Origin of the sequence: Gulosibacter sp. 10 (assembly GCF_900163695.1) — a bacterium.
In the GTDB taxonomy this organism is placed as follows: Bacteria; Actinomycetota; Actinomycetes; order Actinomycetales; family Microbacteriaceae; genus Gulosibacter.
The window spans coordinates 23,191-49,009 of record NZ_FUIC01000037.1; the positions used below are offsets into that span (position 1 = coordinate 23,191).

Here is a 25,819-nt window from a genome sequence, read left to right on the forward strand (position 1 = left end):
GATGAGGAGTTCGCCGTTGTTCCCGAGGCCTCGAGGCGGTGGGCTTGCAGCTATGAACGCTTCCGTATCGTCACCCGCCCGAGAGGATCGCACGTCGGCGCGCCGGTGGAGCGCCGTGGGCGTGCTCACCCTGGCGACGTTCCTCGTGGTCACCTCCGAGATGCTGCCGGTCGGGGTGCTCACCCCGATGGCCGACGGCCTCGGCATCTCCCCCGGCGCCGCCGGCACGAGCCTCACCGTCACGGGCCTCGTCTCCGCCGTCGCCGCCCCGGTCGTGCCGCGTCTCCTCGGCGACCTCGACCGCCGCAAGGTCCTCGCCGCCGCGATGGTCGTCCTCGCCCTCGGCAACGCCCTGACCGCGGTCGCGGGCGGTTTCGGACTGCTGCTGGTGTCGCGGATCATCCTCGGCATCGGGATGGGCGTGGTGTGGGGCATGGCCTCCGCCGTCGCAACCCGGCTCGTGGCCCCGCGCGACGTCGCCCTCGCCGTCTCGTTCGCCGTCAGCGGCGTCGCCTCGGCTTCGGTGCTCGGCGTGCCGCTGGGCACCCTCATCGGGAACGCCTTCGGATGGCGGGCCGCGTTCGGCGCCCTGGCGGCGCTGGCGCTCGTGATCGCCCTCGCCCTGGTCTTCGCGCTGCCGACGCTGCGCCGGCCCGCGGCGGATGCGACGACCGGCGACGCCGCGCCTCGGAGGTCGCTGCTGCGCCCGGGCGTCGTCACCGGGCTGATCGTCGTGGTGCTGCTGGTGACGGCGCATTTCGCCGCCTACACCTACGTGCGCCCAGTGCTCGAGAACCAGACCGGCCTCTCCGCCAACTCCATCGCCCTGCTCCTGCTGCTCTACGGGGCGTTCGGTCTGGTGGGGAACTTCGTCGCCGGAGCCGCGGCCGGCCGCAAGCCCCGCCTCACCGTGCTGCTGCTGGCGGCAGGGATCGCGATCGCGATCGCGGTCCTCGCCGGGTTCGGCACGAGCGCGCTTGCCGCCGGGATCGCCATCGCCCTCTGGGGCGTCGCCTACGGCGGCCTCTCGGTCGGCGCGCAGTTGTGGATGACGACCGCGGCGCCGGATCGGGTCGAGCACATCACCGGCCTGTACGTCGGGATCTTCACCGGCTCCATCGCCCTCGGCGCAGCCGCCGGTGGCCTCGTGGTCGAGAGCGCGGGCATCGTGCCGATGCTCTGGGCCACCGCCGCCCTCGCCCTGGCCTCCCTGCTCGTCGGCCTGCTCGGGCCAGGCCCGAAGCGCAGCCCGGCCGGGCGGACCGGCGCGGGCCCGCGCTGAATCCGTCCCGGCCCGGCTCCCATGAGGAGCGCCGGGCGGAGATGTCCGACGCCCTACGCGCTCCGCTCCGCCGCGCAGCGCCCCACCTCGCCGAGGTACTCGTCGATGGCGTCCCGATTCCTCGCGAGGCACCGGATGCGCTCGTCCATCCGGTCCCGATGGTGCCGCAGGAGCGCGAGCATCTCCGGGGTGGCGTCCTTGAAGTAGATCGTGCGCGGCTTGTCCAGGCAGGGCAGGATCTGCTTGATGATCCGCACCGGCAGCCCGGCGTCGAGCAGGCCGCGTATCTGCAGCACGCGGTCGACGTCGGCCTCCTCGTACCAGCGGTACCCGTTCTCGGTGCGCTGCGCCAGGATCAGGCCCTGCGCCTCGTAGTAGCGCAGCTGCCGCGCCGATGTCCCGGTTCTCCCGGCCAGCTCGCCGATCCGCATCCGCACTCCCCCGTCGCTGCACGATCCGACTTGACCTTGACACTACCGTCAAGGTTCGACCATGTTCTCATGACGACCTCGAACACGACGACAACGACGCATCCGCCCACTTCCCGCCTGCCGCTGGCGCCTCTGCTGGCGCTGACCACGGCGGTCTTCATCACCTCGCTGACCGAGACGCTGCCCGCCGGCGTGCTGCCGGGCATGAGCACGAGCCTGGGCGTGAGCGAGTCCGCCGCCGGGCAGACCGTGACCGTCTACGCGATCGCGACGGCGCTGACGACGATCCCCCTGGCGATCCTGACGGCCAGATGGCGGCGCAAGCCCCTGCTGCTGGCGACCATGGCACTGTTCGCCGTCTCGAACACCGTCACGGTGCTCTCCTCCGACTTCGCACTGACGATGATCGCCCGCTTCGCCGCCGGCGTCGCCGCCGGTCTGGCGTGGGCGATGATCGCGGGCTACGCGCGCCGCATGGTCGCCCCCGAGCTGCAGGGCAAGGCCATCGCCCTGGTCATGACGGGCATCCCCGTCGCACTCGGGCTCGGCGTGCCCGCCGGCGCGTTCGTCGCGAACCTCACGAGCTGGCGGGGCGCATTCCTGGCCATGACGATCATCACCGTGCTGCTGCTGGCATGGGTGCTGCTGCTCGTGCCCGACCAGCCCGGCCTGCCGCGGGACAGGAGCACCGGCGTCAGGGCCACCCTCGCGACGCCGGGCGTCATCGCCGTCCTCGCGGTCGTGCTGCTGTTCATCCTCGCGCACACCATCGGCTACACCTACATCGCCGCCTACCTCGAGAGCATCGGCCTCGGCGACCGCGTCGATCTCGTGCTGCTCGCCTTCGGCCTCGCCTCGCTGGTCTCCATCTGGATCACGGGCGCGCTCATCCAGACCCGCCTGCGCGCCCTCATCCTCGCGGCGACCGTCCTGGTCGCGATCGCCGCGGCGGCCCTCGCGGTCGTGCACTCGATCCACGCGCTCGTCTACGTCGCGGTGATCCTCTGGGGCCTGGGCTGGGGCGGCGTACCGACGCTGACGCAGACGGCGATCGCGGATGCGGGCGGCAAGGCGGCGGATACCGCGCAGTCGATGCTGGTCACCCTCTGGAACGTCGGCATGGCCCTCGGCGGCGTCGTCGGCGGCGTGCTGCTCGCGAAAGCGGGCGTGCTCGCGCTGCCCTGGGCGCTCGTGGCCCTCCTGGTGCCGACGCTGGCCGTCATCCTCGCCTCGCGCGCAGGCTTCCCCGGCGGCCGGGCGGCCGCGTCGGACGGGAGCGCCGACGAATGATCGAGCACCCCACAGCAGCCCTTCGGAGGGCGATCCGGCTTGGCAGCAGATCTATTGTTCGCGTACTCTAGCCCTATTATTCGATAGAACTAGAAGGGACGAACTATGAGTCGGACGGACGGGGCCGCGGCGCAGCGCGCGGCGCGGGGAACGGGATGGACCCTGGCACTGCTGGCGACGGCGCAGCTGATCATCTCGCTGGACATCAACATCGTGTTCGTGGCGCTGCCCGAGATCGGCTCGGGCCTGGGCTTCGGCGGGCAGACGCTCCAGTGGGTCGTCTCGGCCTACGTGGTGTTCATGGGCGGCTTCATGCTGCTCGGCGGACGCGCCGCCGACATGCTCGGCCAGCGGCGCGTGTTCATCGCCGCCCTGTGGGTGTACGCGGTCTCGTCGCTGCTGGGCGGCCTGGCGTGGTCGCCCGAGGTCCTCATCGCCGCCCGAGTGCTGCAGGGCATCGGCGGGGCCATGCTCTTCCCCTCCACGCTGTCGCTCGTGAACCGGCTCTACGCCGAGGGCGCCGCGAGGAACCGGGCGCTGGCCGTCTGGGGCGGCGCCGGCGCATCGGGACTGACGATCGGGTCGCTCGCCGGCGGCGTGCTCACCGACGCGTTCGGCTGGCCCGCCGTGTTCTACGTCAACGTGCCCCTCGCGGGACTCGTCGCGCTGGCGGCGTGGAAGTCGATCCCGCACGACCCGCCCGCCGCGGTCAGGCGCCGCTTCGACCTGCCCGGCGGCCTGGCCATCACGGCGGCGGCGACGCTGCTCGTGTTCGCGCTCGTGCAGGGCCCCGAGGTCGGCTGGGGCGATACGCCGGTCGTGATCACCGCGATCCTCGCGGTCGTGCTCCTCATCGCGTTCCTGCTCATCGAGCGCAGGGCATCGGATCCCCTGATCCCGTTCCGGCTCTTCCGCAACAGGTTCACCGTCGGCGGCTCGGCCGCGACGTTCCTCTACATGGGATCGTTCGGCGCACTGCCCTACTTCCTCACCGTGCTCCTGCAGGACGTGCACGCCTTCACCCCCTTGCAGACCGGGCTGGCCTTCCTCATCCCGTCGGCGTCGATCTTCATCGGCACCCAGGCGGGCGGCAGGCTCACCACGACGCTCGGCGCGCGATTCGCGCTCGCCCTCGGCGCGGCGCTCGGGATCGCCGGCACCGCCTGGTGGGCGCTCGAGGCCACCGCCGCCGGCTCGCTCCTGACCATGACGCCCGGCATCGTGATCTCCGGCCTCGGCCAGGGCATCGTCTGGACGGCGATGTGGGCCGCCGTCGGCACCGGCGTGGCCGATCACGAGCAGGGCATCGCCTCGGGCATCGGCTCGACCGCGCAGAACACGGGCAACGCGATCGGGCTGGCGATCTGCGTCGCGATCAGCACCGGCGTCGCGAGCGGCACGAGCGCCGACCGGGTCGCCGCGGGCGCGCAGGCCGCGATCATCGCCGCGACGGTCGGGATTGCCGTGATCGCGATCGTGGCGCTCGTCCTCGTCCCGCGCCGAGCCGACGCGAAGGCGCCCCACGACGGTTCGTCAGCACTAGTGGAGCCGTAGAGTAGTAGCATCGAGCTCATGGCAGTGACGATCCGAACCGAGGACATGCGCCTCCCCGAGGTGCTCACCGCGCTCGGCCATCCGGTGCGGCTCCAGATCGTGCGCGTCCTCGCCGACCACGAGGAGCACCGCTGCGGCGGCATCGTGGAGGGGATCTCCAAGTCCACGCTCACGCACCATTGGAAGGCGCTGCGCGACGCCGGGGTCATCGACCAGCGCCCCTCGGGCAGGGAGAACCTGCTCTCCCTCCGCCGAGGCGACCTCGACGAGCGCTTCCCCGGGCTGCTTGACAGCATCCTCGCCTCCGAGGAGTAGCGCGACGCCGAGAGGTCGGCCCCTGCCGGCGATCGCGACCGAGCGCGAAGCACCGCCCGTCTTCGACGGTAATGGTTTATTTGCCTGATGCCATTGCCTCAGGCTGGGTTCCGTGGGAATCGAAACGCTCGGCGGAGCCGACCTCGCCGTCCTGCTGGTCGCGGTACTGCTCGCGGGCGCGCTCGACGCATCGGTCGGATCGGGCGGCGCGGTGCTGCTGCCCGCGCTCATCGGCGCCTCCCCGCCCGGCGTCGCCGCGAGCGTGCCGTTGGCGGTGAACAAGGCCGTCGCGGTGGCGGGGAACCTCGTCGCCGCCCGCCGATACCGCTCCCCCGGCGCCGGACCGCTCGATCGCGGACTGCTCGCGGCGACGCTCGGATGCGCCCTTGCCGGGGTGCTGCTCGGGGCGTGGCTCGCGACCCGCATCGATGTCGCGCTGCTGTCCTGGATGGCGGCCGCCGCCCTCGCGGCGCTCGTCGCCGGGCTGCTCCTCCGCGCCCACCGCCGGCGCCGGGCGGCGGAGGCTCGCCGGGCGCCTCCGCATCCGCGCGCGGTTCCGGCAGTCATCGGCGGCATCGCGATCTACGACGGGATGATCGGGCCGGCCACGGGCAGCCTGCTCCAGCTCGCGCTCCAACGCCTCCTCGCCCGCCCCGTGCACGAATGCCTCGCCGCGGCACGGCTCATGCAGGCGCTGCTGAACCTCGCGGCGGGCATCGCGCTCTGGATGGTCACCGCGCCCGATCCACGCCTGGTCGTCCTGCTCGCCGCGCTGCACGCGCTCGGCGGCTGGGCGGGCGCAGCCATCGCCCGTCGCATCCCCGAGTCCGTCCTGCACCGGCTCCTCATCGCCTGCATCGCACTGTCCGTCCTCAGAATGGTCCTCGTCCGATGACGGCCGCGAACCGGCGGGGCCCGGGTGCTGTAATGGATCCATGCGCCTGAACGATGACGGCAAGGAGGCCATGCAGCTCGCGGTCTCGCTCGCCAACGATCCGCCGAGCACCGCGGAGGAACTGGCACGGATGCTGGCAGCCGCCGACCTCGCGCTGCCCCGAGCGGTCGCCGACGACGACCTCGTCGAGATCCGGGCGTTCATGCGCCGCTGGCTCGCCGTGGTCGACGCGGGAGCGGAGCCGGAGCGCGCCGAACGGCTCAACTCGCTGCTGGCCGACTACGCCGCCCACCCGCGCCTGACCGATCATCGCGGCACCGGCTGGCACCTGCATTTCCGCGAGGACGACTGCCCCGCGGGCCGGCTCGTGGCCGTCATCATCGCCATCGGCACCGCGCTCCACCTGGTCGAGCGAGGCATGGGCAGACTCGGCCGCTGCGCCGTGTCCGGCTGCGATCGCGTCTGGGCCGATTGCTCCCGCCCGGGAACGCAGCGCTACTGCAGCCCGCACTGCGCCAACACCGACGCGGTCAGGAGGCACCGCGAGAAGGCGAGGCGGACGGGCCGTTAGCGCTCCCCGCACGGTGCGCCGCCGGGGCGCGGCGGTTCGGCGAGCCAGGCGGCGATCGACTCGAGCTCGAGGACGCGGAGGTCGCGTCGACCGCTGCGCCGCGCGACCCAGCCGAGGTCGAGCATCCGGGTCATGATCGCGGCACCCAGCGCCCCCGCGAGGTGGTGGCGCTGCTCCGACCAGTCCATGCACACGCGGATCAGCGGACGCCTCGCCCCGAGCAGGGCGTCGAGGTCGACACCGATCCGGCCGAGCACCGCCTCCGCACCCGGCCCCGGGGCATAGGGCGCGTTCCGCACCCGCGCGCTCAACGCGTCGGTCGGTGCCGGAGCGGTGCCGTCGATCCCGTCGGTGCGCACGAGCGCGCCGCGCTCGAGGAGGCCTGCGAGGAGGTCGACGCCGAGCGAGCCCGCGAGATGGTCGTAGCACGACCGCGCGACCCGCAGCCGACGCCACGACTCGACGGCGGTCAGCCCGACCGGCGGCTCGGTGCTCGCGAGCGGGAGGAGCGCTTCGATCGCGGCGACGACGCGCGGATCGGCGATGCGATACCGCCGGGTCCGCCCCGAGACCTCGACCGCCACGAAGCCCGCGGCCTCGAGGCGGGCCAGGTGCGAGCTGGCTGTCGACGCCGCGACCCCGGCGATGCGCGCGAGATGCCCGGCGGGGCGTGCTGCGCCGTCGACGAGCTCGATGAGCATCCGGGCGCGGGTCCGGTCCGCGAACAGTGCCGCCGCCGCGGCGAGATCGGGCTGCGCTTCCATGCCCACCAGTATCCTGCCGCCATCGTTCGGCCGGCGTCGAAGGGTTCCGGTTCCACGATGGACGCATGAGCCGACCATCACGTTTCCTCGACGCGCGACCGAGCGGCGGGAGCCCGCTGCTGCTGACAGTCCTGTGCGTGCCCATGTTCCTCGTCCTGCTCGATGTGCTGTCGATGAACGTGGCCCAGCCGAGCCTCGGGCGCGCCTTCGGCATCCCGCGGGAGGCCTGGCCGCTCCTCGTCGACGCGTACACCGTGCCCCTGGCGGCCGGGCTGCTGCCGGCCGGATGGCTCGTCGACCGCGCCGGACCGCGCCGCGTCCTGCTCTGGGGGCTGGCGGTCTTCGCCGCCGCTTCGGGCCTCGGCGCCGCCGGATGGGCGTGGGAGGCCGTGATCGCCGCCCGCGCCGTCCAGGGGCTCGCGGCTGCGGCGATGCTCCCGGCCGGGCTCGCCGCGCTGACGGCCACCTGGCGGGAGCCGGCGCCCCGGGCGCGGGCGCTGGGCGTCTGGTCGGGAGTGAGCGCCCTGGCCACGGCCATCGGCCCCGGGGCGGGAGGCCTGCTCGTCGCCGTCCTGGACTGGCGGGCCGTGTTCTGGATCAACGTGCCGTTCGCCCTCGCCGCATTCGCCGGCACCTCCCGGCTCCTGACGGCGGACGGCCCGACCGTAGAGCGGGGGAAGCCGGAAGGCGTGCGCGCGCTGGTCGCCTCCGTCATCGCCGCAGCGGTCATGACCAGCGGCGCCAACGGCACGCTGCAGGTCCTGACCGTGCATCTCCAGGACGACCTGCGGCTCGCCTCCGGGCCCGCCGGGGCGATCCTGCTGCTCGCCACCCTGCCCTTCGTCGTGCTCGGCCCGGTCGCCGGCAGGCTGGTCATCCGCTGCGGACGACGGGCCGTCGCGGCGCTCGGGCTGATTCTCGGCGGCCTCGGCCTCCTCACGCTCGGACGGCTGTCGGGCATCGCCGGGCTGGTTCCTGGGCTGCTCGGCGTCGGCGTCGGATTGGGGCTGATGACCTCGGCCATCGTCGGGGAGACGATGGCGGCCTGGCCGGCGCGCCCGGGCATGGCGGGCGGCCTCAACAACGCGCTCCGTCAGCTCGGCACGAGCGCGGGCGTCGCCGTCGGCGGCCTCTCCACGAGTCACGCCGCGGGCGCCCCGCTGCTGGAGCGGACCGGACTCGTCGCAGGGATCTGGTGGATCGGCGGCGCCGTCCTCGTCCTCGCCGGATTCGAACGCGCGCGCCGTCGGTGAGCCCGGCCGCAGCGTGCTTCCCCTGCCCTGGTCATATGCGGGTGATTGCTCGAAGATGGTCGCCGCGCTCCGCCCTTTGCAGAGGAGAAATACGAAATACTGTCCACATGCGAAGAGCGATTGAGGCGACGACCATCGGAGCGGTGGCGGCGCATCACGGTATCGAGAGCGCAGCCGGGCTGGGCTTGCCCGGCGAACCGTATCTGGGCCGCAGGAAGGCCGTACTCGTCTGGGCAGGGCTGTTCACGGCGAATCTGCTGCTGTTGACCAGACGAGGCGTAGGCCGCGATGCTGCCGCGGGGTTCGCGAATGGAACCTATCAGGCGCTCGCGCTGCAGCATTACGTCGACTGGCCGTGGCGATTCCGGAACGGCGTCCCCGTGTTGACCGAGGCGGAGGGACTTCCGAAACGAGTGCTTCCGGCTTACAACGTCGCACTTCTCATGACGATCGCGGGTTCGACGGCAGCCTTGATCGCATCGCGACGTCGTGCTGCTGCAGTGATCGGGCACCTTGCGGGCCTGGCGACACTGCCCCTTCAGCTGGCATCGGCCCGGCACCATATCGGCTGGTGGCGTTCACGCCCTCGCCGCGGTCGCTGAAGTGCTCCGGATGATACCCTCGCCGCCCGGAGCGCACCCCGATCTCATCGTGTACGACTTGGACGGCGTGATCACGACTCGGGACTCGTTCAGCGCGCTGATCCTCGCGCGGTTGCGCCGCGCTCCCCTGCGGCTGCTGCGGGCGCTGCCGGCAACCGCGGTCATGCTCCTCGGCGCCCAGGAGAGACGTAGACGAGTCGCGGCCGCGCGAGTCGCCGAGATCGCGCTCGCAGGCATGCGCGACGAGGATTACGCCGAGCTCGCGAGCGCCTTCGGCGACCGGATCGGCGAGGACCCGGCGTGGATGCGCGTCGGGACCGTCGAGCGCATCCGCCGTCAGCACTCCCGGGGTGTGAGGATCGTCATCGCCACCGCGACCGAGGAGCGCCTCGCGCAGGCGCTGCTCGCCCGGGCCGGAGTGCCGTACGATCTGCTCTCCGCCTCGACGCTGACCGAGACGGGATCGGGGATGCGCGTCGCCGACCATCGCGTCGGCGCGAGAAAGGTCGAAGCGCTTCGCGAGCAGAGAGTCGCCGTCGAAACCGCCGAGTTCGTGACCGACTCCTTCACCGACCTCCCGACCGCTCGCGCCGCGGGCCGTGTGGTCCTCATCGGAGCCTCCGAGAAGACCCGGAGACGCTACTCGCGAGCCGGGTTCGTGATCGCAGACGAGGCCGTGTAGGCTCGCGGCTCCTCGCCTAGCGGCGGAGGGCGCGCGACGGGCGATGGCTCGCGCTCCGGGTCACATCCGGCGCTCAGCAGTACGGGTACGCCCGCTCCGACCACGGCTCGTACCCGGGCAGGGCGAAGATCGCCTGCACGAGGCGGTCGATCTCGTACCCGCAGCGCGCGGTGGACAGCGCCCGGGAACCGCCGTGCTCCCAGGCGTAGAGCAGCGTGCCGATGTTCCGCGCGTAATGCGGCGCATAGTCGCCCTTCGGCACGGAGAACTCGAATTCCTCGGCGCGCTCCTCCTCACTGAGATAGAGGTACCACTCGACGAGGTGGCTCACCTCGTTGACCGGTTCGGACGCGCCCCGGTTGGTCGCGCCGAGGCGCCGTAGCGTTGGCGCGCGGCTTCGCCGCTGGTTCCGATCGCCTCGCCGACCTCTCGCCAGGACAGCCGCTGCTCACGCGCCGCCTGTACCGCATCGGCCAGTTCCCGCTCGGCGGCGTCGCGTCGCCAGGCCGCGAGCTTGACCGCCATCACAGGCGGGAGGGGTGCGTCCTGATCGCCGGGCTTCGGATCGTAGTTCTCGAAGGCGTCGGCGAACGCGTCAGCACGAGCTTTGATGTCTTCTATTGAGCGTCGAGTCATGGTCGTTCACCTCAGATACTTGGTTCGGGGCCGGGCGCATGGCGTGAGCGATGGCGACGACGCCGTGCCACTCGATCACACCGACCTCCACGAGGGTGCCGGTTTCATCGGGGCCGATGAACATCGTCATCGAGTCGTCTTGCACGAAATGGCGGACAGGGAAACGGAGCGCATGGAGCATCGCGGCATCCGAGACGCCGCGCCGGTAGGCACTGTCGAGAATGATGGGCTCCAACTCTATTCCACAAGTTTACTTGCCACAAGGAAACTTGCCAAGCTCTTTCCTCGGTTGATTCCGACTGACTCGGAACCGCGGCAACCACAAACAACGCCATCTCCACCATGGCGCCCCGTAGTCGCACTACCGAGCACGCTGAACGTCGGGCCGGCATGCTCCCGGAATTCCTCATCAGCGGACTCGGCCACGGGCTGGTCTTCACCTCCGCATTCGTGCTCGGCAACACCGGCGTCCCGAGCCAGCTCAGCGGCGCCGCCGGGGCCGTCCTCACCTCGGCCCAGTACGTCTCGAACGGCGTCGGGATCGCGATCCTGACGATCTTCGTGGCTCGCATCGCCGGGACCGCGGGCTTCGCCTGGGCCTTCGGATTCAACACCGCCGTCGCCTTCCTGGGCATCGCGCTCGCCCTCGTCTCGAGCCGCGGCGCACGTCGGCCGGCGAACGCCGATGAGCCGCCGGAAGCGCGCGGCGCCGGAGCGGAAACCTGAGCCGGTACCACGGTGTTCGCACGGGACCATCGCTTCCGCCGACTGATCGCATGCCCGCCGAACGGAGACGCTCTCGTCACCGGAACAGCCGCGAGCCCCTCGTCCGGCTCCGCACCGCACTTGCGGGCACGCGGAAGGACGCACTAGTTTAAGAAACTGTATCGTTTCGTATTGATATCGAGGATGGAGCGGCCATGGCCCCCGATGAAGCGCCGAGCACAGGGGCACGAGGCCGCCCCATCGATGCGGCCCTCACTCCGTCGATCGTGGAAGCGGTTCTGTCGCTGCTCGCGGACGAGGGCTACGCCCGCCTGACCACTGCCGCGGTCGCGAAGCGAGCCGGCGTCTCGACGGCGACCCTGTACCGGCGCTGGCCCTCGAAGCGCGATCTGCTGCTCGCCGCGGCCGGGAGCATCGCCGAATCCGAGACCGCCGACATCGATACCGGTGCGCTGGAGAGCGACCTGCGAACGCTGTTCGCCCAGAAGCGACGAGCGCTCTCCGGCAGGATCGGGGCGACGCTGGTGACGCTGGTCGGCGAAGCCGCCCACGACGCCGAACTCGCGGCCATCATCCGCACGAGCGTCTTCACCCCGACGCGCGACCACCTGGCGGCGATCCTGCATCGCGCCGAGGCCCGGGGCGAGCACATCGGCGCCGACGCCGATGCCGCCGCCCACGTGCTGGTCGGCGCGATCCTCGCACGCATCGCCCTCGCCGGCGCCGAAGACGGCGCAGCGGTGCTGCCGGAAGACGACGTCTCGCTGCTCGTTCGCGCCATCGCCGGCCCCGCGGAGCGCCGGAATCCACACGACGAGAAGGGCCGATGATGGGCGCGGAGCGGACGATCGTCATCACCGGCGCGAGCGACGGCATCGGCGCGGCGGCCGCCAGGCAGCTCGCAGGCGCCGGCGTCCGGCTGGTCCTCGTCGGGCGCTCGCCGCAGAAGACGAAGGCGGTCGCCGAGGAGACCGGCGCGGAGTATCACCTCGCCGATTTCACGAGGCTCGACGAGGTGCGCCTCCTCGCGGAGGCGATCGGCAGCAGCTGCGAGCGGATCGACGTGCTGGCCAATAACGCGGGCGGCATGTTCTCCGGCCCGACCGCCACCCCCGACGGCTTCGAGAAGACCTTCCAGGTCAACCACCTCGCGCCCTTCCTGCTGACGCATCTGCTGCTCGGCACGCTGCTCGAGAGTCGCGCGTCCGTCGTGAACACGTCCAGCATCGGCGCCCGCCTGTTCGGCGGCATCGACCTCGAGGACCTCGAGGACTGGCGGAGCTTCACGCCGTCCAAGGCGTACGGCGACGCGAAACTGGCGAACATCCTGTTCGCCAAGGGCCTGCACGACCGCTTCCACGAACGCGGCCTGTCCTCCGTGGCGTTCCATCCCGGCACTGTCGCGACCAACTTCGCCTCGGACACCGACGGCTATTTCCGACGCATCTACCACGGCGCGCTGAAGCGGTTCCTCATCTCTCCGGAACGGGGAGGCCGGCGGCTCCGATACTTCATCGAGGGCGCACCCGGAGAGGCCTGGGCCTCGGGCGAGTACCGCGTCTCGCCGAGACGCCGCGGGCGGACCCATCGCCAGGCCTACGATCCGGTCGTCGTGCGCGAGCACTGGCGGCGCAGCGAGGAGATGCTCGGCATCCGCTGGTGATGCCCGCGCACGGCAGCCTGTCCGCAGCCGAGGCTATCGGCTCCTGTTCCGCGTGGCAGGCGAGGATTCCCAGTGGACCTCCCCGTCCACGACTTCCTCGGTCGGGTGGAGCCCCAGCGTGCGCGCGACTCGTTCGGAGGCGAGATTCGCGGGCGCGATGAAGGCGATGCACCGGTCGATCCCTCGGCCCCGCAACCAGGCGCGCATCGCTGCAGCGGCCTCCGACGCGAATCCGCGCCCCTGGTGCCGCGCGGCGACCACCCAGGCGATATCGGCGACGACGGAGCTTCCTTCGCCGTGCAGCGTCGCCTGCGTGAAACCAATGGCGTCACCGCTGTCGCGACGACGGATGATCCAGTTCAGCCACCCCTGCTCGCCATCGGCCGATCGACCGGCGGCCTGTCGCGAGTAGCGGTCCGTCAGCTCCCGGAGCGATGGGGGCGCTCCGCCGATGTATCGATACAGGCCGGGGTCCGCGAGCGCTTCCCGCATCTCCGGGGCGTGGCTGACGGCCAGGGGCTCCATCGACACCCTGGGCGTTTCGATCGGCAGCGCCGCGGGCCAGTCGTGCACGAGCACGAGTATCGCAGACGCCACGACGCGCGAGCGCTCATCGGCGGCGCATGGCGCGGATCGAGATCACCGCCAGGGCGAGCGCGACGACTCCCCCGCCGAGCGCGATCGCGGCGAAGGCCGGCGCCGGGCTCCCCCCCCCCGCCGAGCGCGGGGATGAACACCGCGCCGAACAGCGAGACCGCGACCGCCTCCGTCCCCACGCGCATGGTGTTGATCCATCCCGCCGCCATGCCCGCGTCCTCATCCGGCGCGGCGGCGAGCCCCTCGTTATCGACCAGGCCCGCGTGGAGGCCAAACCCGGCGCCCAGCATCACCATCGCCGGCACGAGCAGCCACGCGGACACGACCGCGCCCGCGGCGAAGGTGAAGCTCGCCACCGCGACCACGAGCGTCACCCCGAGGAACCGCGGCTGCCGGATCAGGGCGAGATCGAGCAGCGGATGCTCGGCCCGGCGCTCGCGCCGGAGCAGGGCCGCGAACGCGAACGCCGCGATCAGCGCGAGCCCGAGCGTCGGCGCCGACGCCCATCCCGCCTCGGAGCCGGTCACGAGCGCGGCGACGAGCGATGCGATGGCGGCGAAGAACAGGATCGCGGCCGGCCAGTCGAACGGCGCGGTCGAGCGGGGCTCGTCGCGGAGCAGGGGCCGCGCCGCCTGCATCAGCGCGAACGACACGACGAGCAGCCCGCCCTGCACCCCGAAGATCGCCCGCCAGGTCCACGTCTGGGCGATGATCCCGCACAGCGTCGGCCCGAATGCCAGGGCGAGGCCGGCCATCGCCCCGAGCAGCGAGAACACGCGAGCGCGGCCCTCGCCCGCGTAGACCACCGAGAGCAGGGCGGAGCCGACCGAGAACACCGCGCCGGCGCCGAGCCCGGCCAGGATGCGCGCCGCGTCGAGGACGACGTAGCTCTCGGCCAGGACGCTCAGGACCGATCCCGCGATGAACAGGATCGCCCCCGCCTGGAAGGACGGCCGACGGCCGACGCGGTCCGCGAGCGATCCCCACGCCAGCGTCGAAGCCGCGAACGTGATGTTGAACCCGTTGAGCGCCCACTGCTGCCCCGCCGCCGACTCCCCGAGCGAGGCGGCGATATCCGCGAGGGCCACCGCCGTGCCCGACACCGACAGCGGCACCGCGAACACCGCGGCCAGGACCGCGACCAGCAGCGCTCCCCTCCTCGCTCCCCCGCCGATCGGCCGACTGACGTTCTCGCGCATCCGCTCCCCGCTTCCCTCGTTCCGAGCGACCACCATATCGTTAACTGGAACATTAATGTTCCACTTATTGCACTCGAGAGGTGCGAGCCCGCGTAGGATCGGGGCATGGATGCGGTCGACCGGGAATTCGCGGAGCGGGTCTTCGGCACGCGCCTGCGCGCCGACGCCGCGGCCAAGGCGTTCGAGATCCTGCGAGCCGCGGACCGGCTGCTGCGAGCGGATCCGGCCGCCACGCTTGAGGAGATCGCGAGCGCGGCCGGGGCAGCGAGGACCACGGTCTACCGCCGGTTCCCCACGCGGAACGATCTGCTCGTGGCGCTCTCGCGCTGGGCGGTCGGACGCATCGCGTCGGCGCTCGAGGACGCGCAGATCGGCGCCGTCGCACCCGAGGAGGCGCTGCACCGGGCGACGCGCAACGCGATCGAGGCGAAGACCGGCCTCGCGTACGCGCGCACGCTGCCGCCGGCCGACGATCCGCTGGTGGCGGAGTCGCAGGCGCGCATCCGCGAGCTCGCCGGCCGGCTCGTCGCCGAGTGCGCGGATGCGGGAGTGATCGATGCCGATGCGGACCCCGAGTGGGTGCTGGCGGTGTTCTACGCCCTCGTGCACGAAGCCTCGGTCGGCCCGACGGCCGACGACGCGGATGCCGACGCGCTCTCCAGACGGGTCGTCGACACCCTGCTCCGCGGAGTGGGGCCGACCGCGCGCTAGCATCGAGTACTCGACGGGAAGGGAGGCGGCGCGTGGATGAGGGCGAGCCTGCCCCGGACGAGCACGAGCGGGTGCTGCGCCGTCGCGGAGCCCATCGACTGGTCGCGGAGATGCGACAGCGGTCGCGCCGGTTCGCCCGGACCCACGCCGCCGATCTCGCCGCCGTCGACGAGCAGCACCGCTCGACGCGCATGCGGACGGTGCACCTGCTGGCGGTCCTCGTCTGGACGGGCACCGCGGTCATGATCGCCTCGGAGCTCGGCCGGTACACGGCCGGAGGGCAGTGGGCCCGAGTCGGAGTCGGAGGGGCGTGCTGGTCGGCGGCCCTCGGCGCGGCCGCCGTCATCGTGTCGGGAAGGCATCCCGTCTCCCGCATCCGGGGCGCCGCCGTGCTGTGCTCCGCGATCGTGGCGCTCGTGTGCGCGGTCGCGGCCGCGCGCGGCGTCTCGGCCGGCTGGGCGCCGCTGCTCTACGCGGGGGCGGGCCTGGTGATGCTGCTCTGTTGGGTCGTTCTCGCCGTCGTGCGCTCGCGCGATCGGGAACGGGCCGCGATCATCGATCGGAACCTGGCGCAGGTCAACAGGAGCCTCCGAGACGAGCTGCGTGCGGAGCTCGAGCAGATGCCCGGACGGACCGACGACGGCGCCGACCTGGACCCCGAGGCCGAACGGGCGCGGGCCGCGCTGGCGACGGCCCTGGCCGAGCGGACCGTGCCGGCGGTGCCGGGCGAGGAGTGGCAGGCCGAGTCCTGATCGGGCGCCGCGGGGCGAGGACGACGCCGGCTCGTCGCGATGGTCCGCGGCCCTCTCCTGTCGGGCGGGCACCGCGGAGGGCAAAACTGTGCATCCGGTATGGTGTTGAAGCACTGCGCCCACGCCGCGCCCGACAGCCCCGCAGAACGGAGGCCGCACCATGCCCGTCCTGGCGATCGTGCCGCGAACGCACTGGCTCAACGGCTGGTTCCTCAGGCTCTTCACCCGACCGGTCATCCGCGTCGACGGAGCCGAAGCCTCCGCGGCGTGGGGGCGGCCCACCGAGATCGAGGTCGAGGCCGGCATCCGAACCGTCGCCGTGGGCGCCCGATACCGGGGCACGAGCGCGGTGCTCGGCGCCCAGGAGACGACGGTCGATGCGGACGACGGCCAACGCGTTCGACTCGAAGCGCGGAACGGCTTCTTCAATCATCAGCCCTTCACGGTGACCCGCCCTGCGCCGAGCCGCGACGGGAGCACCGACACGCCGAGCTGAGCATCCGGGCCCGCCGTGGCGGTCATGCGGTCGAGGCGACGGACCGGTGCCGTGCAACCGCTGCCGCACCGAACGGTGCGGGCGCCGCGGGGCGCCGATCATGCCGGCGCCGGCGCCCGACGCCTCACCCCGGCACCCCGGCCGTCGCGGCGAGGAGCGCCCCGGCCGCCCCGGCGATATGCGCGAGGTCCTCGTAGTCGGCGCCGTCGTGCGCCTGCACGGACATGCCCTGGATGAGCGCGCCGAGGGCTCGGGCGAGCCCCTCGGCATCGACGCCCGCCGGGAGCTCGCCCCGCTCGACGGCATCCGCGATCCGGCCGCGCAGCCCCGCCAGCGCGTGCTCGCGCTCGGCCCGGACCACCGCTGCCGCCGCCTCGCCGTCGCGACCGGTGACGAGCAGGCCCGTCGAGACGAGGCAGCCCCGCCCCGGCTCGGCGCTGAACTCCCTCGCGGCGCGGTCGAAGTACTCGTCGACGGCCTCGGCGAGCGGGAGATCCGAGCGGATGGCGAAGCCGTACTCGTTCTGATAGAGCCGCACCGCGCGCTCGAACAGTCGCTCCTTGGACTCGAACGCGCGGTAGAGCTGCGGGGCCGTGAGCCCGGTGGCCTCCTGCAGTCGCGCCATGCTCGCGCCTTCATAGCCGTGCTCCCAGAAGACCAGGAGCGCGCTGTGCAGCGCCGCGTCCGGATCGAAGGAGCGGGGTCGTCCCGCCCTGCGCAACTTTTCCATAGTGACTGCTACGGTATCTCACGAACCTATTTCGTAACGATCACTACGGAGAAATCATGCCCCGTTCCACCGCCCTCATCACCGGAGCCTCCCGAGGCATCGGCGCCGCCGTCGCCTCCGCGCTCGCCCGCGACGGCGTCTCGCTCATCGGCATCCACTACGGCCGCGACCGCGCAGCCGCAGAGCGGACCGCCGAGCGGGTGCGCTCGCTCGGCGCCACTCCGCGGCTGATCCGGGCGGACCTGTCGACGGGAGAGGCCGCCGCCTCCGCGATCGCGCGGGAATGGCGGCGGGCCCTGGCCGAGGAGGGCTTCGAGGGCACCGACGTGCTCGTGAGCAACGCCGGCATCAACGGCGCGCAGACGCTCGGCGAGCTCGATGCCGAGACGTACGCCCGCGTGCAGGCGGTGAACCTCACCGCGCCGCTGTTCCTCCTCCACCACCTCGCGGACTCGCTCAACGACGACGGCCGCGTCGTCGCGGTCTCGACCGGGTACACCACCGTCGCCGCGCCGACCCACCTCGCCTACACGGCCTCGAAGGCCGGGCTCGAAGGCGTGCTGCACGCCGTCTCGCCCGAGCTCGCGAAGCGCGGCATCACGGTGAACGCGGTCGCGCCAGGCATCATCGACACCGATCTCAACGCCGACTGGATCGACGAGCCCGGAGCCCGCGACGGCGCCGCGCAGGTCTCCGCATTCGGCAGGATCGGCCGGCCCGAGGACGTCGCCGACGTCATCGCCTTCCTCGCGAGCGACCGCGGCCGCTGGGTCACCGGCCAGACCATCGACGCGACCGGCGGATCGAGCCTCTGATCCCCCGGCCGACCGAATCCGAACGCGCGCGCATGTCCCCGACCCCGCCATCCGCTCCCGCCCGCCCGGCCGTCGTCCTGGGCGGCTTCGTCCTCCTCGTGTTCGCGACCGCGAGCGCCGAGTACCTCGTCGCGGGAGTCCTCCCGCAGCTCGCCGCCGATATCGGCGTCTCCGTCGCCGCGGCGGGCCAGACCGTCACCGCCTACGCGCTCGGCGTGGCCGTGGGCGGGCCCGTCGTGACCGTCCTGACCGCGCGGCTCCCCCGCAAGGGCCTCGCGCTCGGGCTCGGCGCCCTCTTCGTCGTCGGCACCGCGGTCACCGTGGCCGCGCCCTCCTTCGGGTGGATCATCGTCGGCCGGGTGCTGTCCGCCTGCAGCCAGGCGACGCTCTTCGCGATCAGCCTCGCCACCGCGACCACGGCGATGGGGCCGCAGCGGCAGGGCCGCGCGGTCGCGATCGTCACCTCGGGGCTCACGGTCGCCACCGTGCTCGGCGTGCCCCTCGGCGCGCTCCTGGGCGGCGGCACGAACTGGCGGCTGCCGTTCGCGATCATCGCGGCGGCCGCGATCGTCGGCACGAGCCTGCTGGCGTGGGCGATGCCGCGCACCCCCGCGCCGAGCACCGGCATGCGCGACGAGATCCGGGCCCTGCTGCGCGGGCCGGTGCTCCTCGCGGTCGCGACCACGGTGATCGGCTTCGCCGGCGTCGGCATCGTCTTCACCTACCTCGTGCCCCTGCTCACGGGCGTGACCGGCATCCCCGCCCCGGTCGTCCCCGCGCTGCTGCTCGCCTACGGCATCGGCGGGTTCGCCGGGAACCTCATCGCCGGGCGCCTGACCGACCTCTCCCTCGGCAGGACCCTGGTCGGCATCTTCGCGGCGCTCATCGCGGTACTGGCCGCCTTCCCGCTCCTCGCCGGATACCGGGTGCCGATGATCGGGCTCGTGGTCGTCCTGGGCCTGCTCTCCACCGCGACGATCGCGCCGCTGCAATCGCTCGTGCTGCGCCATGCCGGCGCCGCGCCGACGCTGTCGCTGGCGGTGAACGTGGGGGCGTTCAACCTGGCCAACGCGATCGGCTCCGCCATCGGCGGCCTCGGCGTCGCGGCGGGGCTGCTGCGCTGGGGCGGCTTCGGCGGGGCGGCCTTCGCGGTACTCGGCCTCGCCCTCGCCGCGCTTGCGCTCCGCGCCGGCGCATCGCGGACGCGGGGAGCGGGATGACCCGACCCGGGCGGGCGGCTCGCACCGGATGCCGGCCGCCCGGGTATCCCTCCGAGTGCTAGGCAGCCGGGGGTTCTGGTTGGCCGCCCGAGGCCCGAGCAGGGTGGATGCATGACCGTGAAACCCGTGCATCCCGACCGAGCAGGTTCTTCGAAGCGCCCCAGCCCGGCCCCGACCGCGCCGCAGTCCGATCCGGTCGGCGGGCGCCCGCCCGCCGTGCCGGGGAGGAGGGCCGCGTTCGCGCTCTTCGCGCTGAGCGTCGGCGGCTTCGGGATCGGGTTGACCGAGTTCGTCATCGCCGGCCTGCTCACCGAGGTGGCCGCCGACCTCGGCGTGACCATCAGCCAGACCGGGCACCTCGTCGGCGCGTACGCGCTGGCGGTCGTGCCCGGCGCGCTCGTCATCACCCCGTTCCTCATGCGACGGCCCCCGAAGTACGCACTTGTGTTGCTGCTGGGCTTCTTCATCGCCGGCAACCTGCTCTCCGCGTGGGCGCCGAACTACGAGGTCATGTTCGCCGGGCGGATCGTCGCCGCCCTCGCGCACGGCGGCTACTTCGGCATCGGCGCCGTGCTCGCCGGGTCGCTGGTGCCGAAGGACAAGCAGGCCAGCGCCGTCGCCGCGCTGTTCGCCGGGCTGACGATCGCGAACGTGCTCGGCGTGCCCGCCGGCGCGCTGGTGGGCCAGCAGTTCGGGTGGCGGATGGTGTTCTGGATCATCAGCGCCCTCGGCGCGCTCGCCCTCGCAGGGCTCATCGCCCTGGTGCCGCGGACGCAGCCGGAGCAGGATCAGCTCCCCGTCGCGCAGCAGTTCCGGGCGCTCGCCCGCCCGCAGGTGCTCGCCTCGCTGCTGACGACAGCTTTGGTGTTCGGCGGCATGTTCGGCGTCTTCACCTACATCGAGCCGCTGCTGCGCGAAGTGACCGGCTACTCCGCATCGGCGATCCCGTGGCTGCTGGTGATCTTCGGAGCCGGGCTGTTCGCGGGCAACATCCTCGGCGGCAGAGCCGCCGACCGGAACGCCGACAACGCCGTGCTGATCCTCTCGATCCTGCTCCCGGTCGTGATCCTCACCCTGGGGGCGGTCGCCGGGATGCCGGTTCCCGTTGCGATCCTGCTGTTCCTCCTCGGGCTGGTGGGCTTCGCCACGGTGCCCGGCTTGCAGGCGCGAGTGATGCGGCACGCGCAGGGCGCAGCGACCCTCGCGTCGGCGACGAACATCGCCGCGTTCAACCTCGGCAACACCATCGGCGTCGGCCTCGCCGGAGCGGCCATCGCCGCGGGCTACGGGCTCGTCAGCCCCGCCTTCGTCGGCGCCGCACTCACCGTGATCGGCCTGGCGCTCATCGTCGCCGCGCGCATCGCCGCACGGCGCAAGACCGCCCACGCTCACTCCGCTTCGGCTCTCTGAAGGAAGGCTCTCTCATGCAACTCCACCTCGACGGCAACGTCATCATCGTCACCGGCGGCACCAGCGGCATCGGCCTCGCCACCGTCCACGAACTCACCCGCGAAGGCGCGCAGGTCGTCGCCGTCGCCCGCAACGCTCCCGTTGCCGGGGTGCTGCCGGAGGCGGCCGGCTTCATCGCCGCCGACCTCGCCGACCCCGACGCGGCAGAGCGACTGATCATCGACGTACTGGAACGCTGCGGCCGCATCGACGGCCTGGTGAACAACGCGGCCCTGTTCGACACCCGCGACTCGTTCGTCGAATTCGACGACGACCTGTGGCGGACGACGTTCGAGGTGAACCTGTTCGCACCCGCTCGGCTCGTCCGCGCCGTGATCCCCGCCATGTCCGAAAGGGGCGGGAGCATCGTGCATCTGGGCAGCGAAGCAGCGCGGATGCCTGATCCGACGATGGCCCCGTATGCGGCGTCGAAGGCGGCGATCCTGTCGCTGTCGAAGTCGCTCGCGGCGGAGTTCGGCCCGATCGGTATCCGCTCGAACGTCGTCTCGCCCGGCCCCACCAGAACCGCGCTGTTCGATGCGCCGGGCGGGTTCGCCGAGCAACTGGCCGCGCGGTTCGGCACCGACCCCGATACGGCGGTCGACCGCTTCATCCGTGACGAGCGCCACCTGCCCACTGGCAGGATCGGCCGGCCCGAGGACGTGGCCGGGGTGATCACGTATCTGCTCTCGCCCAGGGCGGCGCAGGTGACCGGGGCGGAGTGGCCGGTCGACGGCGGCGCGCTGCGTCGACTGTGAGCAGGGCCAACGCTGAACGAGGCACGCATGACCATGATCACCACTCCGGCAACGACCCCCGCTGAAACGATCGCGAGCGATGGCTCGCGGGTGCCGCTCCTCGTGCACCGGCCCCGGGAGCCGCGAGGCTGGCTCGTCTGGGCGCACGGCGGCTCCTGGCAGTTCGGCTCCGCCGCGCAGTGGGCGCCGATCACGGCCGCGCTCGCGGCCCGAAGCGGGTGGGCGGTCGCATCGGTCGAGTATCGGCTCGCGCCGACGCACCGATTCCCAGCGGCAGTGCTCGACGTACTCGCCGCGCTGGAGTGGGCCGATGCCCGGGCGAACAGCTTGCCCGTCGTCGGCGGCGACAGCGCGGGCGGCACCATCGCGAGCCTGGCCGCGCTCACCCGACGCGACGCCGGCCAGCCGGTGCCGCCGCAGGTGCTGGCGTATCCGCCATTCGATCCCGACTGCGCGAGCCCGTCGTATTCGGCGATACCGGGTGCGTTCCCGAGTGCTGCGGATCTGCGGGCGGCGTGGCGGCAGTGGCTCGGCCGCGATCCCGATGCCGGCCTGGGCCTGCCGGCGACTCCGCTGCGAGCGGCGACGCTGGCCGGGCTCACTCCCGTCACGCTCGTGGTCGGCGAGCACGACCCGGTGCGCGATGACGTGAGGGCCTATGCCTGTCGGCTCCGCTCCGACCGCGTGCGCACGAGCATCGCGACCGTCGCCGACGCCGGCCACGCCGATCTGCTGCGCCCCGGCAGCCCGGTCCTGACCGCCGTCATGGCGGCGTTGGCCGAACCCGCGCTCGCGGCACCCACCGGCGCCGGCCCGACTCCGCCGCCCAAGCCGCCACCCGGCCCCGCCGCCCGACCCACGTAGACCATCCGATCAGTACCCGCATCCACCAGGAAGGACACCATCATGACCACCACCACGATCCCGGCTCCCCTCGAGGCGCTGACCCGGCACTTCATCGACCTGCGCGACGGCAACCACTTCGGCCACGTCACCCGCTCCGGCAAGGAGTCCGCGTTCGCCGAAGCCGTGCACCTGCTCGACGCCCCTGCCCGAAGAGTGCTGGCGGAGTTCGACGACCATCTGCTCGTCGGCATCGGGAAGATCGACGCGACCGGCCTGCATCGCGACGCGACCGGCGGGCTCCTCGCGTCCTGGCTGCTCACCTGGCCGGAGCAGCGGGCCGCGAAGCTCGCCCCGATCAGCATCATCGCCACCTACGGCGCCGGGTTCCACCACCCGCACCTGCGCGGCGCGACCATCCGCGAGTGGCCGCTCAACGTCGCCACCGCCGAGCAGGCCGAAGAGCTGGTGCCGGTGCTCCGCACGATCGCCGGAGCCGACATCCACAACCTCGTGTTCCAGGTCGGCGGCGACTGGCGCATCATCCCCGCACTCCACCCGGCCGTCGCCGAAAGGCGGCCGGCGTGAGGCTGTCGATCCTCGACCAGGTGCCGCTCACGGAGCACGCCCCCACTCCGGCGGAGGCCGTCGCCGACGGCCTCCGCCTGGCCCAGGACGCCGAGGCGCTCGGCTTCCACCGGATCTGGTACGCCGAGCACCACCGCTCCCGGTCCTTCGCCAGCGCCGCACCGGAGATGATGGCCGCGCTCGCGTTGGAGCGCACCAGCCGTATCCGCGTGGGCACCGGGGGCATCCTGCTCCCGCTCTACCCGGCGAGCAAGGTCGTCGAGGTCATGGGCCTGCTCGGGCAGGTGCACGGCGATCGCGTCGATACCGGGGTGGGGCGCGCCGCGCTGGACGATCCCGTCTACGGGGAGAAGATCGCCGCTCTCGTGCGCGAACTCGGCGGCCTGCATGCACCCGTCGAGGGCGAGCCGCCGGGCCGGGTGTGGGTGCTCGGCGCAGGGGGTTCGACCGCGCCGCTCGCCGGCGGCCTGGGGAGCGGATACGTGCACGGGCACTTCTTCGCGCCCCGAGGCGGGGAGGCCGCCACCGCCGCCTACCGGTCCGCTTCGGCGGAGCACGGGCACGGTGCGCGCACGATGCTGGCGGTGCGCGCGGTCGCCGCCGAGGACCCGGAGCGGGCGCGGGCGCTGGCGGAGGCGATGCTGCTGTGGCGGGCGCGCAAGGACCTTGGCCACGACGGGCCGATCCCCTCCGCCGAGACCGCCGCCCGATGGGAGTGGAGCGAGCAGGAGCGCACGCGCGCGAACGCCCGCGCCAAGACGATCATCGCGGGCACCCCCGACCGGGTCGCGGGCGAACTGACGGCCCTGGCCGAGGCGCACGGCGCCGATGAGGTCATGGTGAACACGCTCGCCGGCGACCCCGGGGACAGGCTGGCCTCCTACCAGCTCCTGGCCGACAGATTCTCCGCCGATGTCGCTTGCTCGTCGTAGAATGACCCCATGAACTGGAGCCTGGCCGAAGTGCTCGAAGCAGCGCGCGCGCTGCCGCGCTCCGAGCGAGCCGAGATCGCCCAGGAGCTCATCGCTTCGCTCGAAACCACCGACGAATATGACGAAGCTCGTTACGCCGAACTTCGTGCCGCAGTCGACCAAGGCGTAGCCGGTCTTGATGCAGGCAGAAGCACCCGGCTTTCCGTTGAAGAGCTCGGCGGCTACCTGAGCGAACTCGGCCGCCAGGCGACCGAGCGGGCAACCGCCAAGAGCGCGTGACTTACCTGATCGTCCTCGGCGGTGATGCCGAGGACGACATTGTCGGTATTCTCGAATGGTCGGTGAACCACTTCGGGTCATCTGTGCGAGACGGCTATCTCGCTCTCATCGAAGCCGTTTTGGCGCGCATTGCCGATGACCCGGAGCTGCCCGGCTCGCGCGACCGCGACGACCTCGGGCTCGGCTTGCGCACGGTGCATTTGAGAACGGGCCGCGACGAGGTCAGCCCAGCAGTACGGCGCATCGCCAACCCCCGTCACTTCGTCGTGTATCGGCAGGTTGACGAAGTCATCGAGGTGGTTCGCCTGCTGCACGACGCGATGCATATCCCCGCTCGACGCATCCTCGAGTAGGCCCAGCCGGAATCACCCCGAGATCACGCCGAGGACCATTACGTCGCCGAGGTCAGCAGCCGCAGGGCGGCGAACGACGCGCTGCCGGGCTCGGCGGTGTGGGTGAGGATGCGCTGCCCGTTGCCCTCGGGCAGGTGCAGCACCTCGTAGTTCAGGTCCAGCTCGCCGACCTCGGGATGGCGGAAGCGCTTGCCGCCGCTCGTGCACAGCCGCACGTCGTGCCCGGCCCAGAGTCTCGCGAACTCGGGGCTGTTCATGCTCAGCTCCCCCACGAGCTCCGCGAGGCGGCGATCCCCGGCGAACTGCGCTGCGACGTACCGGAGCGAGGCGACCGCGAGCGCGGCCTCGTCCTCCCAGTCGACGTAGAGATCCCGGACGTGCTCGTCGAGGAACAGCAGCTTCAGCTGGTTCGGACGGTCCTCGGGCCGCGAGGGCGCCTCGCAGTCGAGATGGCCGGCGAGGAGGAGGTGCCCCGCCCGGTTCCAGGCGAGGATGTCGTTGAAGCGGCCCAGCAGCACGGCGGGCACGTCGCCCATCGAGTGCAGCAGCCGCTCGGCGCCCGGCTTCGCGATCTCGGGCCCGGCCTGGACGGCGGGCCGCTTCTCCGGGGCGGGATGCGCGAGGGCGTACAGGTGCGCGCGCTCGTCGGCGTCGAGCCGCAGCGCCCGGGCGAGGGCGTCGATGATCGCATCCGAGGCGTTCTGCGACTGGCCCTGCTCGAGCCGGGTCAGGTACGTCACCGACACCCCCGCGAGCTGCGCGAGCTCCTCGCGGCGCAGGCCGGGCACCCGGCGGCGCCCGTAGCTGCTGATCCCGGCCTCCTCCGGGGTGATGCGGTCGCGGCGCGAGCGCAGGAACTCGCCCAGCTCGGTGACCGGGCCGTCGATGTCGAGGGGCTGTGATGCTGCTGCCATGCCCCCATTGTCCCGCTCCCGCCCCGGACGAGCCTGTCCCTGCGAGTGCCAGGCTGGCCGAGACTCGTCATACCGGGGTGCTGGCTGCGCCGTTCCCGCAGGCGGAGCCTGGATGCCATGAGCAAGACACCCATAGCATCACCGGATACCGCATCGACCCCCGCGGCGGCGGAGCGCTTCACCGCAGCGCAGAAGATCGCGATGGCGGTCCTGTTGACCGCCAACTTCACCCTCGCGGTCGACTTCTCCATCCTCAACGTCGCCCTCCCCCACATCGGCGCGGAGCTCGGCTTCCCGACCTCCGCGCTGCAGTGGATCGTGACCTCCTTCGCCCTCTGCGCGGCGGGATTCACCCTGTTCTTCGGCCGCGTCGCCGACCTGTTCGGCCGCAAGCGCCTGTTCCTCATCGGCATCGTCCTCCTCGGCGTCTCCTCCCTCGCGGGCGGCCTCGCGCAGGAGCCGATGCTGCTCATCGCGGCCCGCATCGGCCAGGGCATAGCCACCGCGATGGTCACCCCC

33 protein-coding genes and 1 pseudogene are annotated in these 25,819 nt (G+C 72.2%); 25 read left to right on the forward strand and 9 right to left on the reverse strand.

What is annotated here, in order from left to right:
• Positions 1-52: 52 nt before the first annotated feature.
• Complete coding sequence (locus FM112_RS13400) at positions 53-1,282, forward strand: MFS transporter (RefSeq protein WP_087008427.1); 1,230 nt, start codon at positions 53-55, stop codon at positions 1,280-1,282.
• A 53-nt stretch (positions 1,283-1,335) separates the two neighbouring features.
• Here FM112_RS13400 and FM112_RS13405 read toward each other — a convergent pair whose 3' ends face one another.
• Positions 1,336-1,713 carry a MerR family transcriptional regulator gene (locus FM112_RS13405; protein ID WP_087008429.1) on the reverse strand — a complete coding sequence of 126 codons (378 nt, stop codon included), beginning with the start codon at positions 1,711-1,713 and terminating at the stop codon, positions 1,336-1,338.
• A gap of 69 nt (positions 1,714-1,782) precedes the next feature.
• On the opposite strand from FM112_RS13405, the gene FM112_RS13410 reads away from it, so the two are divergent.
• The 5 genes from FM112_RS13410 to FM112_RS13430 all read left to right on the forward strand — a co-directional run bounded on the left by FM112_RS13410 (position 1,783) and on the right by FM112_RS13430 (position 6,338).
• Positions 1,783-3,003, forward strand: coding sequence for an MFS transporter (locus FM112_RS13410; protein WP_087008431.1), 1,221 nt, complete (start codon positions 1,783-1,785; stop codon positions 3,001-3,003).
• Between the two features lie 105 nt (positions 3,004-3,108).
• Positions 3,109-4,557 carry an MFS transporter gene (locus FM112_RS13415; protein WP_087008433.1) on the forward strand — a complete coding sequence of 483 codons (1,449 nt, stop codon included), beginning with the start codon at positions 3,109-3,111 and terminating at the stop codon, positions 4,555-4,557.
• 18 nt (positions 4,558-4,575) lie between these two features.
• Positions 4,576-4,872: a helix-turn-helix transcriptional regulator gene (locus FM112_RS13420; RefSeq protein WP_087008435.1), complete on the forward strand. Its 297-nt coding sequence runs from the start codon at positions 4,576-4,578 to the stop codon at positions 4,870-4,872.
• A 112-nt stretch (positions 4,873-4,984) separates the two neighbouring features.
• Entirely contained in the window at positions 4,985-5,767 is a 783-nt protein-coding gene (locus FM112_RS13425; RefSeq protein WP_176386835.1) for a sulfite exporter TauE/SafE family protein, read from the forward strand.
• A gap of 40 nt (positions 5,768-5,807) precedes the next feature.
• On the forward strand, positions 5,808-6,338 hold the full coding sequence (locus FM112_RS13430) for a CGNR zinc finger domain-containing protein (protein ID WP_176386836.1): 531 nt from the start codon (positions 5,808-5,810) through the stop codon (positions 6,336-6,338).
• Here FM112_RS13430 and FM112_RS13435 read toward each other — a convergent pair.
• A complete protein-coding gene (locus FM112_RS13435; RefSeq protein WP_087008441.1) occupies positions 6,335-7,102 on the reverse strand; it encodes a helix-turn-helix transcriptional regulator in 768 nt (255 codons plus the stop codon). The genes FM112_RS13430 and FM112_RS13435 overlap by 4 nt on opposite strands.
• Before the next feature lie 65 nt (positions 7,103-7,167).
• On the opposite strand from FM112_RS13435, the gene FM112_RS13440 reads away from it, so the two are divergent.
• The 3 genes from FM112_RS13440 to FM112_RS13445 all read left to right on the forward strand — a co-directional run bounded on the left by FM112_RS13440 (position 7,168) and on the right by FM112_RS13445 (position 9,639).
• A complete protein-coding gene (locus FM112_RS13440) occupies positions 7,168-8,355 on the forward strand; it encodes an MFS transporter (RefSeq protein ID WP_087008444.1) in 1,188 nt (395 codons plus the stop codon).
• Between the two features lie 107 nt (positions 8,356-8,462).
• The gene (locus tag FM112_RS16945) at positions 8,463-8,957 is read left to right on the forward strand and encodes a hypothetical protein (RefSeq protein ID WP_140400693.1); all 495 of its coding nucleotides are present in this window, start codon (positions 8,463-8,465) and stop codon (positions 8,955-8,957) included.
• 49 nt (positions 8,958-9,006) lie between these two features.
• Positions 9,007-9,639 (forward strand): haloacid dehalogenase-like hydrolase, encoded by a 633-nt coding sequence (locus FM112_RS13445; protein WP_217874576.1) that lies wholly within the window; start codon positions 9,007-9,009, stop codon positions 9,637-9,639.
• A gap of 73 nt (positions 9,640-9,712) precedes the next feature.
• Here FM112_RS13445 and FM112_RS13450 read toward each other — a convergent pair whose 3' ends face one another.
• From FM112_RS13450 to FM112_RS13460, 3 genes are read right to left on the reverse strand one after another with little or no spacing between them, the layout of a single operon-like run.
• The gene (locus tag FM112_RS13450; RefSeq protein ID WP_087008448.1) at positions 9,713-9,970 is read right to left on the reverse strand and encodes a hypothetical protein; all 258 of its coding nucleotides are present in this window, start codon (positions 9,968-9,970) and stop codon (positions 9,713-9,715) included.
• Positions 9,967-10,275, reverse strand: a complete 309-nt coding sequence (locus FM112_RS13455) for a hypothetical protein (protein WP_087008450.1) — start codon at positions 10,273-10,275, stop codon at positions 9,967-9,969. Before FM112_RS13455 ends, FM112_RS13450 begins: the two co-directional genes overlap by 4 nt.
• Positions 10,235-10,510 carry a hypothetical protein gene (locus FM112_RS13460; protein ID WP_217874578.1) on the reverse strand — a complete coding sequence of 92 codons (276 nt, stop codon included), beginning with the start codon at positions 10,508-10,510 and terminating at the stop codon, positions 10,235-10,237. Before FM112_RS13460 ends, FM112_RS13455 begins: the two co-directional genes overlap by 41 nt.
• A 155-nt stretch (positions 10,511-10,665) precedes the next feature.
• Here FM112_RS13460 and FM112_RS13465 point away from each other — a divergent pair, with 155 nt between their 5' ends.
• The 3 genes from FM112_RS13465 (at position 10,666) to FM112_RS13475 (ending at position 12,664) form a co-directional block, all read left to right on the forward strand.
• Positions 10,666-11,001: a hypothetical protein gene (locus FM112_RS13465; RefSeq protein ID WP_087008454.1), complete on the forward strand. Its 336-nt coding sequence runs from the start codon at positions 10,666-10,668 to the stop codon at positions 10,999-11,001.
• A gap of 266 nt (positions 11,002-11,267) precedes the next feature.
• On the forward strand, positions 11,268-11,831 hold the full coding sequence (locus FM112_RS13470; RefSeq protein WP_217874580.1) for a TetR/AcrR family transcriptional regulator: 564 nt from the start codon (positions 11,268-11,270) through the stop codon (positions 11,829-11,831).
• The gene (locus tag FM112_RS13475; protein ID WP_087008458.1) at positions 11,828-12,664 is read left to right on the forward strand and encodes an SDR family NAD(P)-dependent oxidoreductase; all 837 of its coding nucleotides are present in this window, start codon (positions 11,828-11,830) and stop codon (positions 12,662-12,664) included. The genes FM112_RS13470 and FM112_RS13475 overlap by 4 nt, the downstream gene beginning before the upstream one ends.
• Positions 12,665-12,697: 33 nt before the next feature.
• Here FM112_RS13475 and FM112_RS13480 read toward each other — a convergent pair whose 3' ends face one another.
• Positions 12,698-13,156 carry a GNAT family N-acetyltransferase gene (locus tag FM112_RS13480; RefSeq protein ID WP_254910503.1) on the reverse strand — a complete coding sequence of 153 codons (459 nt, stop codon included), beginning with the start codon at positions 13,154-13,156 and terminating at the stop codon, positions 12,698-12,700.
• Positions 13,084-14,496: an MFS transporter gene (locus tag FM112_RS13485; protein ID WP_087008461.1), complete on the reverse strand. Its 1,413-nt coding sequence runs from the start codon at positions 14,494-14,496 to the stop codon at positions 13,084-13,086. The genes FM112_RS13480 and FM112_RS13485 overlap by 73 nt, the downstream gene beginning before the upstream one ends.
• Before the next feature lie 69 nt (positions 14,497-14,565).
• Between FM112_RS13485 and FM112_RS13490 the strand changes: the two genes are divergently transcribed.
• From FM112_RS13490 to FM112_RS13500, 3 genes are all read left to right on the forward strand, one after another.
• Positions 14,566-15,171, forward strand: coding sequence for a TetR/AcrR family transcriptional regulator (locus tag FM112_RS13490; RefSeq protein ID WP_087008463.1), 606 nt, complete (start codon positions 14,566-14,568; stop codon positions 15,169-15,171).
• Between the two features lie 32 nt (positions 15,172-15,203).
• Positions 15,204-15,923 carry a hypothetical protein gene (locus tag FM112_RS13495; protein ID WP_087008465.1) on the forward strand — a complete coding sequence of 240 codons (720 nt, stop codon included), beginning with the start codon at positions 15,204-15,206 and terminating at the stop codon, positions 15,921-15,923.
• Between the two features lie 160 nt (positions 15,924-16,083).
• Positions 16,084-16,419 carry a hypothetical protein gene (locus tag FM112_RS13500; protein WP_087008467.1) on the forward strand — a complete coding sequence of 112 codons (336 nt, stop codon included), beginning with the start codon at positions 16,084-16,086 and terminating at the stop codon, positions 16,417-16,419.
• A 124-nt stretch (positions 16,420-16,543) separates the two neighbouring features.
• Here FM112_RS13500 and FM112_RS13505 read toward each other — a convergent pair whose 3' ends face one another.
• On the reverse strand, positions 16,544-17,149 hold the full coding sequence (locus FM112_RS13505) for a TetR/AcrR family transcriptional regulator (RefSeq protein ID WP_217874582.1): 606 nt from the start codon (positions 17,147-17,149) through the stop codon (positions 16,544-16,546).
• Between the two features lie 56 nt (positions 17,150-17,205).
• Here FM112_RS13505 and FM112_RS13510 point away from each other — a divergent pair, with 56 nt between their 5' ends.
• From FM112_RS13510 to FM112_RS13550, 9 genes are all read left to right on the forward strand, one after another.
• The gene (locus FM112_RS13510; RefSeq protein ID WP_087008471.1) at positions 17,206-17,964 is read left to right on the forward strand and encodes an SDR family NAD(P)-dependent oxidoreductase; all 759 of its coding nucleotides are present in this window, start codon (positions 17,206-17,208) and stop codon (positions 17,962-17,964) included.
• Positions 17,965-17,996: 32 nt separating this feature from the next.
• Positions 17,997-19,184, forward strand: a complete 1,188-nt coding sequence (locus tag FM112_RS13515) for an MFS transporter (RefSeq protein ID WP_087008472.1) — start codon at positions 17,997-17,999, stop codon at positions 19,182-19,184.
• A 111-nt stretch (positions 19,185-19,295) separates the two neighbouring features.
• Complete coding sequence (locus FM112_RS13520) at positions 19,296-20,594, forward strand: MFS transporter (protein WP_087008474.1); 1,299 nt, start codon at positions 19,296-19,298, stop codon at positions 20,592-20,594.
• 14 nt (positions 20,595-20,608) lie between these two features.
• Complete coding sequence (locus FM112_RS13525) at positions 20,609-21,391, forward strand: SDR family NAD(P)-dependent oxidoreductase (RefSeq protein ID WP_087008476.1); 783 nt, start codon at positions 20,609-20,611, stop codon at positions 21,389-21,391.
• Positions 21,392-21,418: 27 nt separating this feature from the next.
• Entirely contained in the window at positions 21,419-22,255 is an 837-nt protein-coding gene (locus FM112_RS13530) for an alpha/beta hydrolase fold domain-containing protein (RefSeq protein WP_087008478.1), read from the forward strand.
• A 42-nt stretch (positions 22,256-22,297) separates the two neighbouring features.
• Complete coding sequence (locus tag FM112_RS13535) at positions 22,298-22,822, forward strand: hypothetical protein (RefSeq protein ID WP_087008480.1); 525 nt, start codon at positions 22,298-22,300, stop codon at positions 22,820-22,822.
• A complete protein-coding gene (locus FM112_RS13540) occupies positions 22,819-23,754 on the forward strand; it encodes an LLM class flavin-dependent oxidoreductase (RefSeq protein ID WP_087008482.1) in 936 nt (311 codons plus the stop codon). The genes FM112_RS13535 and FM112_RS13540 overlap by 4 nt, the downstream gene beginning before the upstream one ends.
• A 9-nt stretch (positions 23,755-23,763) precedes the next feature.
• The gene (locus tag FM112_RS13545; RefSeq protein WP_087008484.1) at positions 23,764-24,033 is read left to right on the forward strand and encodes a hypothetical protein; all 270 of its coding nucleotides are present in this window, start codon (positions 23,764-23,766) and stop codon (positions 24,031-24,033) included.
• Positions 24,030-24,386, forward strand: coding sequence for a type II toxin-antitoxin system RelE/ParE family toxin (locus FM112_RS13550; protein WP_217874584.1), 357 nt, complete (start codon positions 24,030-24,032; stop codon positions 24,384-24,386). Before FM112_RS13545 ends, FM112_RS13550 begins: the two co-directional genes overlap by 4 nt.
• A gap of 38 nt (positions 24,387-24,424) precedes the next feature.
• Here the strand turns inward: FM112_RS13550 and FM112_RS13555 are convergent, their stop codons facing one another.
• On the reverse strand, positions 24,425-25,300 hold the full coding sequence (locus FM112_RS13555) for a helix-turn-helix transcriptional regulator (RefSeq protein ID WP_087008486.1): 876 nt from the start codon (positions 25,298-25,300) through the stop codon (positions 24,425-24,427).
• 201 nt (positions 25,301-25,501) lie between these two features.
• Between FM112_RS13555 and FM112_RS17720 the strand changes: the two are divergent.
• Positions 25,502-25,795 (forward strand): annotated as a pseudogene (locus FM112_RS17720) (MFS transporter); the annotation flags it as partial.
• Positions 25,796-25,819: the final 24 nt, after the last annotated feature.

Coding starts and splice junctions, on each gene's coding strand:
- FM112_RS13400 (WP_087008427.1), top strand. CDS start 53: ATGAACGCTTCCGTATCGTCACCCGCCCGAGAGGATCGCACGTCGGCG.
- FM112_RS13405 (WP_087008429.1), bottom strand. CDS start 1,713: ATGCGGATCGGCGAGCTGGCCGGGAGAACCGGGACATCGGCGCGGCAG.
- FM112_RS13410 (WP_087008431.1), top strand. CDS start 1,783: ATGACGACCTCGAACACGACGACAACGACGCATCCGCCCACTTCCCGC.
- FM112_RS13415 (WP_087008433.1), top strand. CDS start 3,109: ATGAGTCGGACGGACGGGGCCGCGGCGCAGCGCGCGGCGCGGGGAACG.
- FM112_RS13420 (WP_087008435.1), top strand. CDS start 4,576: ATGGCAGTGACGATCCGAACCGAGGACATGCGCCTCCCCGAGGTGCTC.
- FM112_RS13430 (WP_176386836.1), top strand. CDS start 5,808: ATGCGCCTGAACGATGACGGCAAGGAGGCCATGCAGCTCGCGGTCTCG.
- FM112_RS13435 (WP_087008441.1), bottom strand. CDS start 7,102: ATGGAAGCGCAGCCCGATCTCGCCGCGGCGGCGGCACTGTTCGCGGAC.
- FM112_RS13440 (WP_087008444.1), top strand. CDS start 7,168: ATGAGCCGACCATCACGTTTCCTCGACGCGCGACCGAGCGGCGGGAGC.
- FM112_RS16945 (WP_140400693.1), top strand. CDS start 8,463: ATGCGAAGAGCGATTGAGGCGACGACCATCGGAGCGGTGGCGGCGCAT.
- FM112_RS13455 (WP_087008450.1), bottom strand. CDS start 10,275: ATGACTCGACGCTCAATAGAAGACATCAAAGCTCGTGCTGACGCGTTC.
- FM112_RS13465 (WP_087008454.1), top strand. CDS start 10,666: ATGCTCCCGGAATTCCTCATCAGCGGACTCGGCCACGGGCTGGTCTTC.
- FM112_RS13475 (WP_087008458.1), top strand. CDS start 11,828: ATGATGGGCGCGGAGCGGACGATCGTCATCACCGGCGCGAGCGACGGC.
- FM112_RS13480 (WP_254910503.1), bottom strand. CDS start 13,156: ATGCGGGAAGCGCTCGCGGACCCCGGCCTGTATCGATACATCGGCGGA.
- FM112_RS13485 (WP_087008461.1), bottom strand. CDS start 14,496: ATGGTGGTCGCTCGGAACGAGGGAAGCGGGGAGCGGATGCGCGAGAAC.
- FM112_RS13490 (WP_087008463.1), top strand. CDS start 14,566: ATGGATGCGGTCGACCGGGAATTCGCGGAGCGGGTCTTCGGCACGCGC.
- FM112_RS13500 (WP_087008467.1), top strand. CDS start 16,084: ATGCCCGTCCTGGCGATCGTGCCGCGAACGCACTGGCTCAACGGCTGG.
- FM112_RS13505 (WP_217874582.1), bottom strand. CDS start 17,149: ATGGAAAAGTTGCGCAGGGCGGGACGACCCCGCTCCTTCGATCCGGAC.
- FM112_RS13510 (WP_087008471.1), top strand. CDS start 17,206: ATGCCCCGTTCCACCGCCCTCATCACCGGAGCCTCCCGAGGCATCGGC.
- FM112_RS13515 (WP_087008472.1), top strand. CDS start 17,997: ATGTCCCCGACCCCGCCATCCGCTCCCGCCCGCCCGGCCGTCGTCCTG.
- FM112_RS13520 (WP_087008474.1), top strand. CDS start 19,296: ATGACCGTGAAACCCGTGCATCCCGACCGAGCAGGTTCTTCGAAGCGC.
- FM112_RS13525 (WP_087008476.1), top strand. CDS start 20,609: ATGCAACTCCACCTCGACGGCAACGTCATCATCGTCACCGGCGGCACC.
- FM112_RS13530 (WP_087008478.1), top strand. CDS start 21,419: ATGACCATGATCACCACTCCGGCAACGACCCCCGCTGAAACGATCGCG.
- FM112_RS13535 (WP_087008480.1), top strand. CDS start 22,298: ATGACCACCACCACGATCCCGGCTCCCCTCGAGGCGCTGACCCGGCAC.
- FM112_RS13545 (WP_087008484.1), top strand. CDS start 23,764: ATGAACTGGAGCCTGGCCGAAGTGCTCGAAGCAGCGCGCGCGCTGCCG.
- FM112_RS13555 (WP_087008486.1), bottom strand. CDS start 25,300: ATGGCAGCAGCATCACAGCCCCTCGACATCGACGGCCCGGTCACCGAG.